The following is a 17,742-nucleotide window of genomic DNA, read 5'->3' on the forward strand; positions in this document are numbered from 1 at the left end:
CCGAGCGTGACCTCGAAGACGCCCTCGTGGACAACCTCGTCCACTTCCTGACCGAACTCGGCTTCGGATTCGCCTTCGTCGGACGCCAGTACCCCATCACCGTCGGCACCAGAGAGTTCCGCATCGACCTGCTCTTCTACCACTTCAAACTGCACCGGTTCGTGGTGATCGAGCTCAAGACGACAGAGGCGCAGCCCGCACACCTCGGGCAGCTCGGCTTCTACGTCGGCGCCGTGGACGCCTTTCTGCGCGATCCGGACCGCGACGACGACACCATCGGCATCCTGATCGCCGAGAGCCGCGACAAGGCCTCCGTCGAGTTCGCCCTCCAGCTCCAGAATCAGCCCCTCGCCGTGGGCACGTATGCCGGTCTGCCGGACGAGGTGAAGGAGCTGATGCCCAGCGCGAACGATCTGTCCAGGATCGTGGACAAGGTCCTTCGCCCCGAAGCCGCCGACGGCCAGGGGTGAATCCGGGGGATCGTGCGGGCGCGCCGTACCCTCGACGCATGGATGAAACGGCAGCCCTCGACCCGGGCCGGCAGATCGACACCCTTGATGAGATCACCCCTCAGCAGGCACGGGACGTGCTTGAGCTGCTCGACGCGGCTGCCCGTGCCGACGGGGTGCAGGCCGTGTCCGAGCAGGGGCGGTTGCAGTTGCGCGGAGGGTCGAGGGTCGGGGTGCGGCATTTTCTGCTGACCGTCGGCGGAGAGCTGCTGGGGTACGCCCAGTTGGAGGAGACCGATCCCGTCGAGGCGCCGGCCGCCGAGCTGGTCGTGCATCCGTCGCACCGGGGGCGCGGGCACGGGCGGGCGCTCGGGGCCGCGTTGCTGGCAGCGTCCGGGAAGCGGCTGCGCGTGTGGGCGCACGGCGGCAAGTCGGCCGCCCGGCATCTGGCGCAGGTGCTCGGGCTGTCCATGTTCCGTGAACTGCGCCAGATGCGGCGGCCGTTGGAGCCCCTGGACATCCCGGAGCCGGTGCTGCCCGACGGTGTCACCGTCCGTACCTTCGTGCCCGGCCGGGACGACGCCGCCTGGCTCGCGGTCAACGCCGCAGCCTTCGCCCACCACCCCGAGCAGGGCGGACTCAGCCAGCGCGATCTCGACGACCGCGTGGCCGAGCCGTGGTTCGACCCGGAGGGCTTCTTCCTGGCGGAGCGGGACGGGCAACTCGTCGGCTTCCACTGGACCAAGGTGCACGCCGCCGAACAGCTCGGCGAGGTGTACGTCGTCGGCATCAGCCCGGACGCGCAGGGCGGCGGTCTCGGCAAGGCGCTCACCGCGATCGGGCTGCGGCACCTGGCCGCGCGGGGCCTGCCGACCGCGATGCTCTACGTCGACGCCGACAACACGGCCGCTGTGACGGTCTACGAGCGCCTGGGCTTCACGACGCACGAGGTCGACCTCATGTATCGCACGGAGTCGTAAGCACCTCAGCTGCCAAGCACCCGAAGGGGCGGTGGAGTTGACACCGCCCCTTCTCCGTTCCATGCTTTCACTACTTCCCTAGTGAAAGGGTGCTTGCGGGTGATCGAATTCCGCATCGACCGGCGCAGCGGTGTCGCCACATACCTCCAGATCGTCCAGCAGACCAAACAGGCCCTCCGGCTCGGCCTGCTGGAGCCCGGCGACAAACTGCCCACGGCACGCGAGGTCGTGGAGGCCACCGCCATCAACCCCAACACCGTCCTCAAGGCCTACCGCGAGCTCGAACGCGAGGGCCTGGCCGAGGGCCGCCGCGGCCTCGGCACCTTCGTACGCGGCACCCTCGGCGGCGACTCGGCCGACCACCGCGCCCTGCGCGCCGAGTTGCGCGCCGAACTCGCCGCGTGGACCGAACGGGCCCGCGCGGGCGGGCTGGAGAAGGACGACCTGGCCGCGCTCTTCGCCTCCGTCCTGGACGAGCACTTCGAAAAAGCGGGCCAGCAGAAAACGGACCAGCAACAGGGGGATCCCTCATGACCGCCGCCGCTATCGAGGCCACCGGCCTCGGCAAGCGCTACCGGAGGAAAGGCCGCCCGGCCGTGCGTGACTGCTCGTTCCGCGTGCCCGCCGGCCGCGTCTGCGCCCTCGTCGGCCCCAACGGCGCAGGCAAGTCCACCCTCCTCGCCCTGGCCGCCGGGCTGCTGCCGGCCACCGAGGGAAGCGTGCGCGTCCTCGGCGAGCGTCCCGCCGATGCCCGCGACCGCGTCGCGTACGTCGCCCAGGACAAGCCCCTGTATGGGCAGTTGACGATCCGCGACACCCTGCGCATGGGCCGCGAGCTGAACCCCGGCCGCTGGGACGCCGAGACCGCCGAGCGGATCGTCACCGAGGGCCGGCTCGACCCCGCCGTACGCGTCCGGACCCTCTCCGGCGGCCAGCGCACCCGCGTCGCGCTCGCCCTCGCCCTCGGCAAACGTCCCGAACTGATGCTGCTGGACGAGCCGATGGCCGACCTCGATCCACTCGCCCGCCACCAGCTCATGGGCACGCTCATGGCCGAGGCCGCCGCGCACCACACCACGGTCGTGATCTCGTCGCACATCCTCACCGAGCTGGAAGGCACCTGCGACTTCCTGCTGCTCGTCGACGGCGGCCACATCCGGCTCGGTGGCGAGACCGAAGACCTGCTCACCGCGCACCGGCTCGTCAACGGCCCCGTACGGGACCTCGCCCCTCACACGGTCGTCGAGTCCCGCACCACCGGCCGTCAGCTCACCGCGCTGATCCGGCCCGAAGGTCCCGTCGACACCGACTGGGAGACCCTGCACCCCTCCTTGGAGGACCTGTTGCTCGCCCATCTGCGCTCTCCCGGGGCGCCCGTACTCCTCACCCCCAGCGCCGACCACAACGACCGCGCGGCGGTGACGGCATGAGCGCGCTGACGCCTCGCGGCCCGGCCTGGGTCGCGGTACGGCAGCACCGCCCCGCCCTGTGGACGGCGCTGCTCCTCACGGTGCTGACCGTCGCCTGCGCGGTCGCGGCCCGTGTCTGGATCGGCTCGGCGGGGGCTGTGGTGAGCTGCGGCAAGGGGTGTTTGAACGGTACGGCGGCGAGCGGCTGGTTCCGCTGGGCGGAGAACTACGTCGGGGGCGCCACCGTCCTGCTGCCACTGATCGTCGCGGCGTTCACCGCGGGTCCGCTGATCGCCCGTGAACTGGAAACGGGCATGTACCGACTGGCATGGACCCAGTCGGTGTCGCCCGCCCGCTGGCTCGCCGTCCGACTCGTCGGCACCGCCGCGATCGCCACGGCGGGTGCCGTCCTCCTGGCCGTCACCTTCCGCTGGAGCAGGTCCCGCAGCCAGGAAGACGTGCTCCTGTCCATGTCCCGGTCCTGGAGCGATCGCGAGGTCTACCCCGCCTTGGGTGTGACCGCTGTCGGCTATGTCCTGCTGGCGGTCGCCGTCGGCGCGCTGGCGGCCGTAATCCTGCGCCGTACCCTCCTGGCGATGGCCGTCGGCCTGGCCGCCACGGCGGGAGTCTCACTGGTCTTCGCCTGGGTGCGGCCCTACCTGTGGCCGGTCGTCAAGGCCGAGGGGGGCGCGGAGATGAGCCCCTTCACGACGTCGCCCGATCCCTGGATCGTACGAGAAGGCGTCATCCTCGCCGACGGCAGCCGGATGACCTACACGCAGTGCTTGGACATGGGTTTCTCGAAGTCGCCGTGCGCCCCGGACACCGCTTCCACGGCCGGCACACACTTCTTCGAGTACCACCCCGACTCCCACTTCTGGCCCCTCCAGCTCGTCGAGACCGGCATCGTGCTCCTGCTCGCCACCGCGTGCGTGTTCGGCGCGTTCAAGGTATTGGGGCGGCGGCACGGCTGACCCACGGGGACAGGCGTAGGGTCCCGTCCGCCACAGGGGGGCGGACGGGACCCTCTCCGTTCACCTCGTACGATCCCTGGCACCGCCCCGCCACGCCCCGCCCCGCTTCCCTGCACGTCATGTCGCCGTTACCGGCCATTCAGACGCGCTTGCGACCCTCTCGGAATGCAGCCCGCTGTGCCCCCCACTCCGAACGGCAGGTTCCGGCTCACCCCCGCCGGTTCCGACGCGCCCGTCGTGCCCCCCGCGCGGAACAATGGAGGTATGAGCCAGCAGCCTGCCGAGATCCCGGTCCACCCGCAACCGTCCGTCGGGTCCATCGCCGCACACCGGCCCCACGCGGTCGGCGCGCCCACATCCGATCTGGAGCCCGACCTCGACGGCGACCTCGACTCGTACGGTCAGGACGGCGACACCGGGGGAGGAGAGCTGCCCCAGGGCCGCTTCCTCGACCGCGAGCGCAGCTGGCTCGCCTTCAACGAACGCGTACTGGAGCTGGCCGAGGACCCGGCCACGCCGCTACTCGAACGGGCGAACTTCCTCGCCATCTTCGCGTCCAACCTGGACGAGTTCTTCATGGTCCGCGTCGCCGGCCTGAAACGGCGCATAGCGACCGGCGTCGCCACCCGTTCGGCCTCAGGGCTCCAGCCCCGCGAGGTGCTCGACCTGATCTGGACCCGGTCCCGGGAGCTCATGGCCCGGCACGCCGCCTGCTTCCAGCAGGACGTCTCCCCGGCGCTGGCCGACGAGGGCATCCATCTGATCCGCTGGGGCGACCTCACGGAGAAGGAGCAGGCGCGCCTGTTCACCCTCTTCCGGCAGCAGATCTTCCCCGTCCTGACGCCGCTGGCGGTGGACCCCGCGCACCCCTTCCCGTACATCTCGGGCCTCTCCCTCAACCTCGCCGTCGTCGTCCGCAACCCCGTCAGCGGCCACCGGCACTTCGCGCGCGTCAAGGTGCCGCCGCTGCTGACGCGCTTCCTGGAGGCGTCGCCGCAGCGGTACGTGCCGCTTGAGGACGTCATCGCGGCGCACCTGGAGGAGCTGTTCCCCGGGATGGAGGTGCTGGCGCACCACATGTTCCGGGTCACGCGCAACGAGGACCTGGAGGTGGAGGAGGACGACACGGAGAACCTCCTGAAGGCGCTGGAGAAGGAGCTCACGCGGCGCCGCTTCGGCCCGCCGGTGCGGCTGGAGGTCGAGGAGTCGATCGATCCGTACGTACTGGACCTGCTGGTCCGCGAGCTGAATGTCCGCGACGCCGAGGTGTATCCGCTGCCGGGGCCGCTGGATCTGACCGGGCTGTTCGGGATAGCCGCGCTCGACCGGCAGGAGCTGAAGTTCCCCAAGTTCATCGCGGGCACGCACCGCGACCTCGCGGAGGTGGAGTCGGCGTCGGCGCCGGACATCTTCGCGGCGCTGCGGGAGCGCGACGTACTGCTGCACCATCCGTACGACTCGTTCTCCACCTCCGTCCAGGCGTTCCTGGAGCAGGCGGCGGGCGACCCGGATGTGCTGGCGATCAAGCAGACGCTCTACCGGACGTCCGGCGACTCCCCGATAGTGGACGCGCTGATCGACGCCGCCGAGTCGGGCAAGCAGGTCCTGGTCCTCGTCGAGATCAAGGCCCGCTTCGACGAGCAGGCGAACATCAAGTGGGCACGCAAGCTCGAAGAAGCCGGCTGCCATGTGGTGTACGGGCTGGTCGGGCTCAAGACGCACTGCAAGCTCTCGCTCGTGGTGCGGCAGGAGGGCGAGACCCTGCGCCGCTACAGCCACGTCGGCACCGGCAACTACCACCCGAAGACGGCACGGCTCTACGAGGACCTCGGCCTGCTCACGGCCGACCCGCATGTCGGGGCCGACCTCTCGGACCTCTTCAACCGGCTGTCCGGTTACTCGCGGCGCGAGACCTACCGGCGGCTGCTGGTCGCGCCCAAGTCGCTGCGCGACGGGCTGATCACGCGGATCAACAAGGAAGCGGCGCACCACCGTTCGGGCCGGCCCGCCTACGTACGCATCAAGGTCAACTCGATGGTGGACGAGGCCGTGATCGACGCGTGCTACCGGGCCGCGCAGGCGGGCGTGCCGGTCGACATCTGGGTGCGGGGCATCTGTGCCGTGCGCCCCGGCGTGCACGGCCTGTCGGAGAACGTACGGGTGCGCTCCGTCCTCGGGCGCTTCCTCGAACACTCGCGGATCTTCTCCTTCGGCAACGGCGGCGAGCCCGAAGTGTGGTTCGGCAGCGCCGACATGATGCACCGCAACCTCGACCGCCGTATCGAGGCTCTGGTACGGGTCACCGACCCCGCGCACCGCGCGTCCCTCACCCGGCTCCTGGAGACCGGCATGGCGGACGACACCGCCTCCTGGCATCTGGGGGCGGACGGGAACTGGACCCGGCACTCCGTCGACGCGGACGGCCAGCCGCTCAGGCACGTACAGGAAATGCTCATTGACGCCCGGAGGCGCCGGCGTGCAGCACCATGAAGCAGACACCGCCGGCTCGGTCGGTACCGCCCGGCCTGCCGGGCCCTCCCCCGCGAACGACGCCTTCGAGGCGACCGCGGGGCAGGTGCTCGCCGGGTATCTGAACACCCGGTGCGGGGACTTCCTGCGCAGCCTGCGGCTGTACGGGGAGAGCGGTTCGGACACGGCCGCTGCCGAGGAGGCGGCGTCGGCGCTGCGCTGCTCGGCGCGGCGGATCGGGGGCAGCCTGCACACGTTCCGGGTACTGCTGGACCCGGCGTGGGCGGACCAGCTCCGGACGGAACTGGGCTGGCTGTCCGGCACTCTCGCGCAGGAGTACGCGTGCACGGACCGGCTGCACCGGCTGGTGTCGGCGCTGGCGCGGTTGTCGGGGGCGGGGCCTGCGGGAGCGGCGGTGCCGAAGGCCCGTAGCAACGGCGAGGGTGCAGAGGGCGGCAAGGCCGGTCCGGGCCCGGAGAGCGGCGCCGACCCGGGCTCGGGCGCCACGGCGGCTCCGGGCGCGCTGACCGTGGGGGCCTCGCGCGCCGGGGCGTTGCTGGAACGGCAGTTGACCCTCGCGCGTACGCGGGCGCACTCCGCGGCCCTTCAGGCGCTGGGCTCGTCGCGCTTCCACGCGGTGGCCGACGCCGTCGCCGTACTGGCCTCCGAGGTGCCGCTGGCACCGGTCGCCGGGGCGCCCGCCGCGGAGATCCTCGCGGCGCCGCAGAGCGCGGCCGAACGAAGACTCCTCGACGCGGTGTCCGTGCTGCCGCTGGCCCGCGCCGCGCATCCGTACAACGCGGAGGCCCTGATCCACGGCCTCTCCACGCCCTCGGACGGCGAGACCCAGGACGCGCCGTGGCACCAGGTGCGGCTGCTGCTCAGACTGCACCGGTACGCACAGGAGATCCGCCACGTGGGCGGCGCCCCGGACCCCGTGCTCGCCGACGCGGGCCGTGCCCTGGACCGGCACCGCGACGCGGCCGAGGCCGCCGCCGCGGCGGCGAACGCGGCCCGTACGCCGCGGATCGCCCCCGCGACGGCGTACGCGCTCGGCGTGCTGCACGCGGACCAGCGCCACGAGGTGGAGGCGGCGCGCTACGAATTCCTCCAGATCTGGCAGCGGAGGGCGGCGACCGCCCTATGAGCGAGAGGGCCGACACCAGGGCGGGAACCATCTTGGCCGCGGGCTGCGTGCTGTGGCGGAAGTCGCCGTACCGCGCGGACGGCACGGAGATCTGCCTGGTCCACCGGCCGAAGTACGACGACTGGTCGCACCCGAAGGGCAAGCTGAAGCACGCGGAGGACGCCCTCGCCGGCGCGCTGCGCGAGGTCCTGGAGGAGACGGGCCACCACTGCGCCCCGGGCGCCCGGCTCGGCACCGTCAGCTATCTGGCCAACGGCCGCCCCAAGCAGGTCATCTACTGGGCGGCCGAGGCGACGGACGGTGCCTTCGCGGCGAACGACGAGGTGGACCGCATTCTCTGGCTCCCGCCGCCCACGGCCCGCGACCGCCTGACCCAGCCCCGCGACCGCCTGCTGGTGGACGCGCTGCTGGCGGCTCTGCCGGCGAAAGGCGCGCCGAAGGGGTGAGGGGCGTCGCCTGAAGCGGCCAGGAACACGCCCTGGCCGCAGCCGAGTTCGTGCTCGGTGGGGATGCTCCGGGGCATCCCCGGGACGGTCGAAGTTTCCCCGTTCGTCCCGTTCGCCGTTCCGGGTCTGGCACGATGCCGCCATGACTGACCTCGATGCGCGGGCCGCGGCGTTACGGCTGTCGGTCGATGTGCCGGACGACGCCGTTGGCCGTGACCAACTCGGCTCGCTGTACGCGTGGTTGCGTGAGGTGGACGCACTGCGGGGAGTCGTCGCACTGCGTGGCGCGCCGCCGGTGGCCGGGACCATGGGGGCCGCACTCGATGTGATCACCGTCGCTGTCGGCTCCGGTGGCGCCGCCGGTGTTCTCGCGCGGTCCGTCGTGTCGTGGCTCATCCAGGGACGGCGCTCGGACGTCAAGGTCACCGTCACCACCGAGAACGGCCGGAGCGTGGAGATCGATGTGCGGGGCGCCCGGGATCCGGAGGCGCTGATGCGGCAAGTGGCCGACATGGCCCGGCGGCCGGCGGGCTCGGATGACTGATCTCTGGTATCCGGACGGCGACTCGTCGCGTGTCCTGCTGGTCGGGGCGGCCGACTACGCCTCCGACGAGCTGCCCGGGATCCCCGCCGTTCACGGCAATCTCGCTTCTCTGCGGACCGTGCTGGCCGAGTCGCCTCGTGCTCTGCTGCCTCCCAAGCACTGCCGCGTTCTGGGAGGCCGGGGCGACCGTAAACCGGTGACGCCGGTCTCCGTCGGCGCGGCTCTCGCTTCCGCGGCGCGCGAGGCGACCGATCTGCTGCTGGTCTACTACTCGGGCCACGGGCTCCTCGATGACGGAGGGCGTCTTCATCTGGCCCTGGAGGACACCGATCCCGACCCCGAGACCGTCGCGTTCAGCGCGGTTCCCGTGCAGCAGGTGCTGCGTCTGGTGGGGCGGGCCAGGGCTCGGGCGCGCGTGCTCGTTCTGGACTGCTGCTATTCGGGGCGCGCGGTGGCGGCCATGGCGACCCGAACGGGCATCGTGGCCGACCAGTTGGAGCGCTCGGGGACGTACACCCTCACCTCCACCACGCAGACCGAGCTCTCCTTCGCGCCGCCCGGTGACCCGCACACCGCTTTCACCGGCGCGCTGTTGCGTGCCCTTGAAGGGCCGCGTGTCCTGACGCTGGACGAGATCTACCACTTCGTCGACGACGACCTCAACGGGCGGTCCCTGCCGAGGCCCCAGCGGCGCGCCGTGAACGCGGCCGGCGATCTGGCACTCGTCGAGGCGCCTGTCCGGGCGGCGCCGACGATGGTGCCGGTCCGTCGGTCCGTGTCGGCGGCGGGGCGGGAGACGACCTCGGGGGCCCCGCATGACGGGGGCGATGTCGTGTTCACCCGGCCTCCGGAGACGCGTGAGGAGCGGCGCCAGATTGCCCGTTTCTGCTTGTGGGCCGCGCTTGTTCTCGCTGTGGCCACCTGTGTTCTCTGGGTGGCGTACGGGGCGTCGAAAGCGATGTGGACCGCCGCAGCCCTGCCGTCGTGCGCCGTCGTCTTCGCCGTCCGTGAGAAGGCGGGCGGGACGCTCGTGCTGGACGGCGGCGGAGTCTCCGTACGCGGCAATCCGTCGGCGCCGGACCTGGACATGCACATTCCCTGGGCGGACATCCAGTACATGGGGCTGCTCCACGAGGTCGAGGCCGCCACCGCGAACGAGACCACCGAGAGGCATACGAACGTCATTCTGGTGAGACTCCAGCCGGACTGCACTCTTCAGCCACCGCGCCTGAAGGGGGACACCATCGGGCGCCTCGGCTACCACTCCTTGGGCAGACTCAAGGACTACCGCGCAGATCCGGTCCTTCTGCGCGAGGCCGTCATGCGGTTCAGACCGGACATCTACCGCACCAACAACGAACTCCTCGATCTGGATCTGCGTCTCAGCCAGACCATTTAGGTCCAGACCATTTAGACCCTGTCCGCGCGTCATGTGGGCACGCCATAATTCGGGTCATGGTCACAGACAGCGGATCAACACCCCCCACCAGTAACGGACTTGCCCGTCGAGGAATCCTCGCCGGCGCCTTCGCCCTCTCCGCCACCGCACTTGTCGGTGCGGGCACGGCTGCGGCGGCGACGCGGGCCGAGGCGGCGGCGAGCACCGCCGAGACGGCGAGCGCCAGGGCACGGCGTGCCCTCGCCCCCTCCGACTGGCTCTCCGGGATCGGCGACTCCACTCCCGTACAGCGCCTCACCCTTCCCGGCACCCACAACTCCGGCGCACGCAGCGGCGGTCTGTATGTCGCCTGCCAAGGGACCACCATCGCCGACCAGTTGAACACCGGCGTCCGGTTCCTGGACATACGCTGCCGGGCGTTCGAGAACGCCTTCCCGATCCACCACGCCGCGTATTACCAGAATCTCAACTTCGACGATGTCCTGGTCGCCTGTCGCGACTTCCTCCGGGCGCACCCCTCCGAGACCGTCCTGATGCGCGTGAAGCAGGAGTACTCGTCGGTGGCCGACACGGAGTTCCGGCGGATCTTCGACACCTATCTGGACGGGAAGGGCTGGCGCTCCCTCTTCCGGCTCGACAGCGGTCTGCCCACGCTCGGCCAGGCACGCGGCAAGGTCGTGCTGCTCGCGGACAGCGGCGGGATGCCGGGTGTGCGGTACGGGGACGGCGGGCTCTTCGACATCCAGGACGACTACATGGCGGAGCCGATCGCCAAGTTCTCCAAGATCGAGGCGCACTTCCGCAAGGCCGCGGCGCAGCCGGGCAAGCAGTACATCAACTTCGTCAGCACGGCCGCGCTCCTGCCGCCGCGCTGGAACTCCGACCGGCTGAACCCGCAGGTGCACTCGCTGCTCGACAGCTCGACGGGCGCCGGGTGGCGCGGTCTTGGCATCGTGCCGCTGGACTTCCCCGAGACCAGGGGCGGGCTGGTGGACTCGCTGATCCGCCACAACGGCTGACGGATGTAACGACGGAGGAGAACAGGGCCTGGGGGTCGTCCGGGAGGGCGGCCCACCAGGGGCCCGGCAGGCGCGCGATCAGCGTGCGGGAAGCGACGCGTCGCCGTCCCTGTCGCCGGTGCCGCCTCTGTCGCCGTTGCCGTCGCCGGCGCTCCCGCCCGGCCCGGTCAGCCAGGTGCGGATGCCCCCGAGCGCGGTGGGACCGTAATCCTCCTCGACGCCCCTCGCCAGGTCCGCGACGGATATCGCCTCCAGAGACGCGCGCCAGGCGGCGTCGGCGGCGGCCATCGCGCGCGAGATCGCGCAGGGCCGCGTACAGGCCTCCGGCGGCGAGGCCATCGGCCCGCGCTGCCGGATCTCCGTACAGACGAACGCGGGCCGGTCCCCGTCCACCGCCGTGACGACATCGAGGACCGTGATCAGCTCCGGGGCCCTGGTCAGGACATATCCGCCCGCCTTGCCCTGGACGGATGTGACGAGCCCCGCGCGCGACAGCGCCTGGAGCTGTTTGGCGAGATAGCTGCCGGACACGTCGTGCAGCTCCGCGAGCCTTGCCGCCGGCACCGGCTCCGTACCCGTGGTCAGAACCACGCAGCAGTGCAGCGCCCATTCGACCCCGCCTGACAACTTCATACGCTTGCGCCTCCCCTCGCTTGACGCAGTGCAGCGCCCATTCGACCCCGCCTGACAACTTCATACGCTTGCGCCTCCCCTCGCTTGACTCGGACAAAGGCTATCCGACTAGTATCCCGGACAAGGAGTATCCGAGTTTGGGGTGCGTCCTGCGCGCACCCCCGTGTGCCCGTTGGCGTGCCGTGAAAGGTGGCGGAGATGAAGTTCACGGTGATCGGCGGGACCGGACTGATCGGTTCCCAGGTGGTCGCGAAGCTGACCGACGCGGGACACGAGGCCGTGCCCGCGGCGCTCCAGACCGGCGTCGACCTGCTGACGGGCAAGGGCCTTGATCAAGCGCTGGAGGGTGCCCAGGTCGTGGTCAACCTGGCCAACTCGCCGACGTTCGACGAGAAGTCCTTCGAGTTCTTCCGCACTTCCATGGGCAATCTGCTCGCCGCGGGGGAGAAGGCCGGCGTCGGGCATCAGGTCATCCTCTCCATCGTCGGCGTGGAGCAGGTGCCGCAGCTGGACTACTACCGGGCCAAGGCTCTCCAGGAGGAGCTGCTCCGGGAGGGGCCGACGCCGTACTCGATCGTCCGCGCCACCCAATTCTTCGAGTTCATGAACGCGGTCATGTCCTGGACCTCCGACGACAAGACCGTCCGGCTGCCCGTGACCCCGGTCCAGCCGATGGCCGCCGCGGACGTGGCTTCGGCCGTCTTCGAGGTCGCGACCGGCGCGCCGCTGGGGGGTATCCGGAACGTCGGCGGACCGGACCGCTTCCCGCTCGACGAACTCGGCCGGGTCACGCTGGCGGCACAGGGCGACGCCCGGAACGTCGTCGTGGACGACCAGGCCGGCATGTTCGCGGTGATCGAGGGCGACGTACTGCTTCCCGGGCCGGACGCGCATCTGGCGGGCACGCACTACCGGGACTGGCTCCGCGAGTCGCACTGATCGCGCGGGCCGGCCAAGACGCCTTACGCGCCCGGCCGGCCCGGCGGCGGGGTCGCCGCGCCCGGGATGCGGATCGCCGCCACCGTGCCGCCGCCCGCCGCCGGGCGCAGAGCGATCTCGCCGCCCGTCTGCTGCACGGTGCGGGCCACGATCGACAGCCCGAGGCCCGAACCCGGCAGTGCGCGGGCCGACGGCGAGCGCCAGAAGCGTTCGAAGACGTGGGGGAGTTCCTCCGCCGGGATGCCGGGGCCGTGGTCCCGTACCGTCAGCTCGCCGTGCGCGTCCAGCGCGACCGCGATGGCCGCGCCCGGCGGGCTGAACTTCACCGCGTTGTCGAGGACGTTGACCAGCGCCCGCTCCAGCGCGGCCGGTTCGGCCCGTACGTACCAGGGCCGCAGTGCCACCTCGATCGTCAGGTCCGGCCCGCGCAGCCGGGCGCGTTCCAGCGCGCTCTCCACGATCGTGTGCAGTGCGACGACCTGGAGCGGGCCGGGGTCGGGGGCGTCCGGCCTGGAGAGTTCCTGGAGGTCCCCGATCAGCGAGGCCAGCTCCGTCATCTGCGCCTTCACCGACGCCATCAGCGCCGTACGGTCCTCCGGGGGGATCGCGCGGCCGGTCTCCTCGCTGCGGGCGAGCAGTTCGATGTTCGTACGCAGCGAGGTCAGCGGCGTACGAAGCTCGTGCCCCGCGTCGGCGATGAGCCGCGCCTGGCGGTCGCGCGAGGAGGCGAGCGCGGCTGTCATGGAGTTGAAGGAGCGGGAGAGGCGGGCGATCTCGTCCTCGCCCTCGGCCGGGATGCGCAGGCTCAGGTCCTCCGTCCGCGCGACATGCTCGACCGCGCGGGTCAGCCCGTCGACCGGCCGCAGACCGGTCCTGGCGACCCAGAGCCCGGCGGCGCCCGCCCCGATGACGCCGATGCCCGCGACGGCGGTCAGCAGCAGGGCGAGCCGGTTCAGTGAGGCGTCGATCTCGCCGAGCGGGCGGGAGACGGAGACGGCGACCCGGTCGAAGGGCGGGCCGACGAGGACCCGCTGGGTGTGGACGCGCACCGCCGCGCCTTCCGAGGTGGTGGAGTCGTGCAGCGTGCTCTGCTCCGTGCCGCGAGCCACGGCCACGTCGGAGGGCTGGACCTTCACCGGCTGGGACGAGGCGTCCACGCACCGGCCGCCGCTGTCGTCGACGACCTGGACGTAGGCGAATCCCGACTCGGACGGCTCCGGGGGAGTCTGGACCGTCCCGCAACTGGCCAGTGTGTCCCGTACCAGACTGAGGGGCGCGGAGGTGTTACGGAGCGAGTTGTCGAGCTCCGCCTCCAGCTGGGAGCGGGTCAGCAGCCAGCATGCGACGGCAGCCGCCGCCACAGCCACGGCGACCGCGGTGGCGACGAGCATCGCGAGGCGGGAGCGGAGGGGCAACGTACGCAACCGGCGGGCGAGCGAGGTCACTCCGAACCGCCGTGCCCGCTCGCCCCCGAGGGACCCATGGGACCCCCGGGACCGCCCTCGGCGCGCAGCGCGTAACCCACCCCGCGAACCGTGTGCACCAGCCGAGGCTCGCCGCCGCTCTCTGTCTTGCGCCGCAGATACATCACGTACACATCAAGGGAGTTGGAGCTCGGCTCGAAGTCGAAGCCCCAGACGGCCTTGAGGATCTGCTCGCGCGTCAGCACCTGACGCGGGTGCGCGAGGAACATCTCAAGGAGGGTGAATTCGGTACGGGTCAGCTCCACCCGGCGCGTGCCGCGTGTGACCTCGCGCGTGGAGAGGTCCATCCGCAGATCGGCGAAGGCCAGGACGTCGTCCTGCGGCAGCTCGCCCCCGGCGGAGCCCGCGTACGAGCTGCGGCGCAGCAGCGCGCGGATACGGGCGAACAGCTCGTCCAGCTCGAAGGGCTTCACCAGATAGTCGTCGGCGCCCGCGTCGAGCCCGGTGACGCGGTCGCCGACGGTGTCGCGCGCGGTGAGCATCAGGATCGGTACGGTCGAACCGGTGGCACGCAGCCGGCGGGCCGCCGTCAGCCCGTCCATGCGCGGCATCTGGATGTCGAGCACGATCAGGTCGGGCTGGTAGGCGGCGGCCTTGGCGAGCGCGTCGACACCGTCGACGGCGACCTCGGTCCCGTACCCGTCGAAGGCGAGGCTGCGCTGGAGCGCCTCGCGGACGGCGGGCTCGTCGTCGACGATCAGGACGCGTTGCGCATCGCCTTCGGCGGGGCTCATGTCGTCGCTCTTTCTCTGAACGGCTCTCGGTGACGTCTCTCGGTCTTTCTCGGTCTCTTCAGCCTCGCACGTCAGGTGCGCCGTGGTCGCTGTCACCCGTCGCGCAGTGCGCTCAGGTCCGCCTTGACGGTGTTGACGGGGATGGAGAAGCCGAGGCCGACGCTGCCGGCCGTCGAGCTGTCGGCGCTGGAGCCGCTCGCCGAGAACATGGCCGAGTTGATGCCGATGATCTCGCCGTTCATGTTGATCAGCGCGCCACCGGAGTTGCCCGGGTTGAGCGACGCGTCGGTCTGGATCGCCTTGTACGTGGTGGTGGAGGAGCCCGTATCGCCGTTGAACTGCTGACCACCGAACTCGAACGGCCACCTGCCGCCGCCACCGCCCTGCTGTTGCTGCCGGCCCTGCTCCTTCGACACGGTGACATCCCGGTCGAGCGCGGAGACGATACCGCTGGTCACGGTGCCGGTCAGTCCCTCGGGCGAGCCGATCGCCACGACCTCGTCGCCGACCCGCACGCTGTCGGAGTCGCCGAGTGCCGCCGTCTTGAGACCGCTCGCGCCCTGGAGCTTGATCAGCGCGAGGTCCTTGTCGGGGCTGGTGCCCACGACATCGGCGGTGTACGTCTTACCGGTGCTGAGCTGCACCTTCACGGTCTGTGCGCCCGCGATGACGTGGTTGTTGGTGATGATCTCGCCGTCACTGGTGATGACCACACCGGACCCGGTGGACTGCCCCGAGCTGGACGCGGCCTGGATCTCCACTATGGCGGGGGAGACGGCCGCGGCCACGCCCGCGACGGTGCCCTTGCTGCTCTGCGAGACGGTCGTACCGCTGACGGTGCTCGCGGCGGTGGCGGGGGAGTCGTTCATCAGCGTCTCGGTCAACGCGGCGGTCCCCCCACCCACGACGGCAGCGACGAACGCGGCGGCGGCGAGCAGCGCGACGGGCCGCCTGGCCCGCCGCGCGTGCGTGGGCCCGTGCGCCGGCGCGGCGGCACCCCAGCCCCACGCGGCATGCCCCGGCTGCGCGTGCTGCCCACCGCCGTGCTGCCCACCGCCCGCCGGCCCGTACGGAGGCGGCGGCGGGTACGCCTGGCTGCCGGGGCCCTGCTGGTTCGCGTCTTCGTCGCCGCTGCGACGGTAGTTGTCGTCCATGTCTCCGAGATTCCGCCCGCAAGATGAGAGCAGTCTGAAGACGTCCTGAGAAGCCCGACAGAACCGTGTATGTCCCATGTAAAGACGGCTCACCGGCAAGGGCGAGGGACGCGGTGAACCCCTCGATGGCCATCTTGCCGGCCTTGTAGACGGCCGAGAGCGGCATGTGGCCCAGCACCACGCTGGAGGTCACGTTGACCACCACGCCGGAGCCGCGCTCCCGGAACTGGGGCAGCACGGCCTGTGTCGTCGCCATGACGCCGAACGTGTTGGTCTCGAACACCTCCCGTACCTGGGTCATCGGGGTCCCCTCGAACACGCTGATCGAGGGCACGCCCGCGTTGTTGACCAGGACATCGACGGGTCCCGCGGCCTCGAACGCGGCGGTGACGCTCTCGGGTTCGGTGACGTCCAGCTCGACGATGCGCAGCCGGTCCGACTCCGGCAGGATGCCCGGACGCCGCTTGCGCACGGTCGCGATGACGTTCCACCCCCGCGAGTGGAAGTGGAGGGCGGTCTCCCGCCCGTCATCCGGAAGGTGCTTACGGCATGACGCCCGCGGGCGTGCGTACGGCGTCACGCAGGCGGGCCGCGTCCTGGCTCGGGGGCGCGCCGAACTGGCGGCGGTACTCGCGGCTGAACTGCGACGGGTTGTCGTAGCCCACGCGGTGGCCGACCCCGGTGACGTCGCCCGGGTGGGTGGAGAGCAGCAGCCGGGCCTCCTGGAGGCGGATCTGTTTCTGGAACTGGATGGGGCTCATCGCGGTCACCGACTGGAAATTGCGGTAGAAGGCGGAGGTGCTCATGCCGGACAGACGTGCCACGTCCTCGACCCGGAAGGGCTCGGCGTAGTGCTCGCGGATCCAGCGCACCGCGCGGGAGACATGGCTGAGACCACTGTCGGCCAGGCCGAACTGCCGTACCGCCGCGCTCTGTTCGCCCGTGATCAGGCGCCACAGGATCTCGCGTTTGACCAGCGGGGCCAGTACGGCGCGGTCGCGGGGTTCGTCGAGCAGGCGCAGCAGCCGGACCACCGCGTCCAGCAGTGCGGGCGGGGCGTCGCCGACGGCGATTCCCGACGGCGCGCCCGCGCCGCCCCGGGGGGTGTCCCCGGGGCCCGCCCGCAACAGGAGTTCGGCGACGGCGGACGGTTCCAGCATCAGCCCGAAGCCCAGGGCCGGCAGGCCGGGCTCGGCCTGGGTGAACTGTCCGGTGACGGGCAGGTCGACGGAGGCGACCAGAAACTGCCCCGGGCCGTACTCGTAGACCCGGTCGCCCAGCGCGAGCCGTTTGGCGCCCTGGGCGATGACGGCGAGCACCGTGCCGGACATGGAAGGCGCGGGCGGATCCGCCCGGTCGACCTTCGAGATGAGGACGCCGTCGATGGAGGTGGTCCAGTCGGCGCGGGCGTGCCGGTCGAGCAGGCTGCGGAACTCTTCTAGGGGCATGCGTGCATTGCAGCACCATTTCCCGAGCCGTTCTCAAGGTTGCGAGGATCGTGCAAGTGCGAGGAAGCATCGTTCTAGCGTCTCCGCAGGTCAGGCGGATTCAATGGGATCAGTTCACTCCACCGCTGAGAAGAGGATTCCCATGATTGCCACCTACGGATTCAACGCCACCCTGACCGCCCGCCCCGGGATGGGCGACCGGCTGGTCGACCTGCTGCTGACCGGTCTGAACGAGGGAAGCCCCGGCGCGAGCGAGCACTGCCTCGTCTACCTCGTCTCGCGTTCCGCGTCCGACCCCGACGTCGTCCACGTCACCGAGGGCTGGACCAGCGAGGAGGACCACCACCGGGTCTTCGCCGGTGAGGCCGCCCAGGCCATCGTGGCGCAGATCGACGGGCTGCTGGCCAAGGACTCCGAGTACACCGACTACGTCCCGGTCCGCGGCAGGGCCGCCTTCTGACGCGGCCCCACGCCCGACACCCCACACCCCACGCCCGTCCGAACACCCGGCACC

The 17,742-nt window shown here is 71.0% G+C and carries 18 protein-coding genes and 1 pseudogene; 13 read left to right on the top strand and 6 right to left on the bottom strand.

Annotated elements, in window-relative coordinates:
• The first annotated feature begins 26 nt into the window (after positions 1-26).
• From OIE74_RS20730 to OIE74_RS20780, 11 genes are all read left to right on the top strand, one after another.
• Positions 27-470, top strand: a complete 444-nt coding sequence (locus OIE74_RS20730; protein WP_329385814.1) for a PDDEXK nuclease domain-containing protein — start codon at positions 27-29, stop codon at positions 468-470.
• Between the two features lie 38 nt (positions 471-508).
• Positions 509-1,429 (top strand): mycothiol synthase, encoded by a 921-nt coding sequence (mshD, locus tag OIE74_RS20735; protein ID WP_329385816.1) that lies wholly within the window; start codon positions 509-511, stop codon positions 1,427-1,429.
• Positions 1,430-1,528: 99 nt separating this feature from the next.
• Complete coding sequence (locus tag OIE74_RS20740; protein WP_329385820.1) at positions 1,529-1,963, top strand: GntR family transcriptional regulator; 435 nt, start codon at positions 1,529-1,531, stop codon at positions 1,961-1,963.
• The gene (locus tag OIE74_RS20745; RefSeq protein ID WP_329385823.1) at positions 1,960-2,859 is read left to right on the top strand and encodes an ABC transporter ATP-binding protein; all 900 of its coding nucleotides are present in this window, start codon (positions 1,960-1,962) and stop codon (positions 2,857-2,859) included. Before OIE74_RS20740 ends, OIE74_RS20745 begins: the two co-directional genes overlap by 4 nt.
• Positions 2,856-3,812, top strand: coding sequence for an ABC transporter permease (locus OIE74_RS20750; RefSeq protein ID WP_329385826.1), 957 nt, complete (start codon positions 2,856-2,858; stop codon positions 3,810-3,812). Before OIE74_RS20745 ends, OIE74_RS20750 begins: the two co-directional genes overlap by 4 nt.
• Before the next feature lie 264 nt (positions 3,813-4,076).
• Complete coding sequence (locus tag OIE74_RS20755; RefSeq protein ID WP_329385829.1) at positions 4,077-6,302, top strand: RNA degradosome polyphosphate kinase; 2,226 nt, start codon at positions 4,077-4,079, stop codon at positions 6,300-6,302.
• Complete coding sequence (locus OIE74_RS20760; RefSeq protein ID WP_443076175.1) at positions 6,268-7,428, top strand: CHAD domain-containing protein; 1,161 nt, start codon at positions 6,268-6,270, stop codon at positions 7,426-7,428. The genes OIE74_RS20755 and OIE74_RS20760 overlap by 35 nt, the downstream gene beginning before the upstream one ends.
• Entirely contained in the window at positions 7,425-7,874 is a 450-nt protein-coding gene (locus OIE74_RS20765) for an NUDIX hydrolase (RefSeq protein WP_329385832.1), read from the top strand. The genes OIE74_RS20760 and OIE74_RS20765 overlap by 4 nt, the downstream gene beginning before the upstream one ends.
• A gap of 142 nt (positions 7,875-8,016) precedes the next feature.
• Entirely contained in the window at positions 8,017-8,418 is a 402-nt protein-coding gene (locus tag OIE74_RS20770) for an effector-associated constant component EACC1 (protein ID WP_329385835.1), read from the top strand.
• Positions 8,411-9,817, top strand: a complete 1,407-nt coding sequence (locus tag OIE74_RS20775; protein WP_329385838.1) for a caspase family protein — start codon at positions 8,411-8,413, stop codon at positions 9,815-9,817. The genes OIE74_RS20770 and OIE74_RS20775 overlap by 8 nt, the downstream gene beginning before the upstream one ends.
• 56 nt (positions 9,818-9,873) lie before the next feature.
• Positions 9,874-10,836 carry a phosphatidylinositol-specific phospholipase C gene (locus OIE74_RS20780; RefSeq protein WP_329385841.1) on the top strand — a complete coding sequence of 321 codons (963 nt, stop codon included), beginning with the start codon at positions 9,874-9,876 and terminating at the stop codon, positions 10,834-10,836.
• Between the two features lie 78 nt (positions 10,837-10,914).
• Here the strand turns inward: OIE74_RS20780 and OIE74_RS20785 are convergent, their stop codons facing one another.
• Positions 10,915-11,469, bottom strand: coding sequence for an RrF2 family transcriptional regulator (locus OIE74_RS20785; RefSeq protein WP_329385844.1), 555 nt, complete (start codon positions 11,467-11,469; stop codon positions 10,915-10,917).
• A gap of 198 nt (positions 11,470-11,667) precedes the next feature.
• Here OIE74_RS20785 and OIE74_RS20790 point away from each other — a divergent pair, with 198 nt between their 5' ends.
• On the top strand, positions 11,668-12,408 hold the full coding sequence (locus OIE74_RS20790; protein ID WP_329385847.1) for an SDR family oxidoreductase: 741 nt from the start codon (positions 11,668-11,670) through the stop codon (positions 12,406-12,408).
• A 23-nt stretch (positions 12,409-12,431) separates the two neighbouring features.
• Here OIE74_RS20790 and OIE74_RS20795 read toward each other — a convergent pair whose 3' ends face one another.
• From OIE74_RS20795 to OIE74_RS20815, 5 genes and pseudogenes are all read right to left on the bottom strand, one after another.
• On the bottom strand, positions 12,432-13,853 hold the full coding sequence (locus OIE74_RS20795) for a sensor histidine kinase (RefSeq protein WP_443076176.1): 1,422 nt from the start codon (positions 13,851-13,853) through the stop codon (positions 12,432-12,434).
• A complete protein-coding gene (locus OIE74_RS20800) occupies positions 13,850-14,626 on the bottom strand; it encodes a response regulator transcription factor (RefSeq protein WP_329385849.1) in 777 nt (258 codons plus the stop codon). Before OIE74_RS20800 ends, OIE74_RS20795 begins: the two co-directional genes overlap by 4 nt.
• Before the next feature lie 92 nt (positions 14,627-14,718).
• Entirely contained in the window at positions 14,719-15,780 is a 1,062-nt protein-coding gene (locus OIE74_RS20805; protein WP_329385852.1) for a S1C family serine protease, read from the bottom strand.
• Between the two features lie 85 nt (positions 15,781-15,865).
• Positions 15,866-16,360, bottom strand: a pseudogene (locus OIE74_RS20810) (SDR family NAD(P)-dependent oxidoreductase); the annotation flags it as partial.
• Positions 16,323-17,228 (bottom strand): AraC family transcriptional regulator, encoded by a 906-nt coding sequence (locus OIE74_RS20815; protein ID WP_329385855.1) that lies wholly within the window; start codon positions 17,226-17,228, stop codon positions 16,323-16,325. The gene OIE74_RS20815 and the pseudogene OIE74_RS20810, both read right to left, overlap by 38 nt.
• 142 nt (positions 17,229-17,370) lie before the next feature.
• Between OIE74_RS20815 and OIE74_RS20820 the strand changes: the two genes are divergently transcribed.
• A complete protein-coding gene (locus OIE74_RS20820; RefSeq protein ID WP_329385858.1) occupies positions 17,371-17,688 on the top strand; it encodes a putative quinol monooxygenase in 318 nt (105 codons plus the stop codon).
• The last annotated feature ends 54 nt before the right edge of the window (positions 17,689-17,742 follow it).

It is taken from the genome of Streptomyces sp. NBC_01716, from assembly GCF_036248275.1.
In the GTDB taxonomy this organism is placed as follows: Bacteria; Actinomycetota; Actinomycetes; order Streptomycetales; family Streptomycetaceae; genus Streptomyces.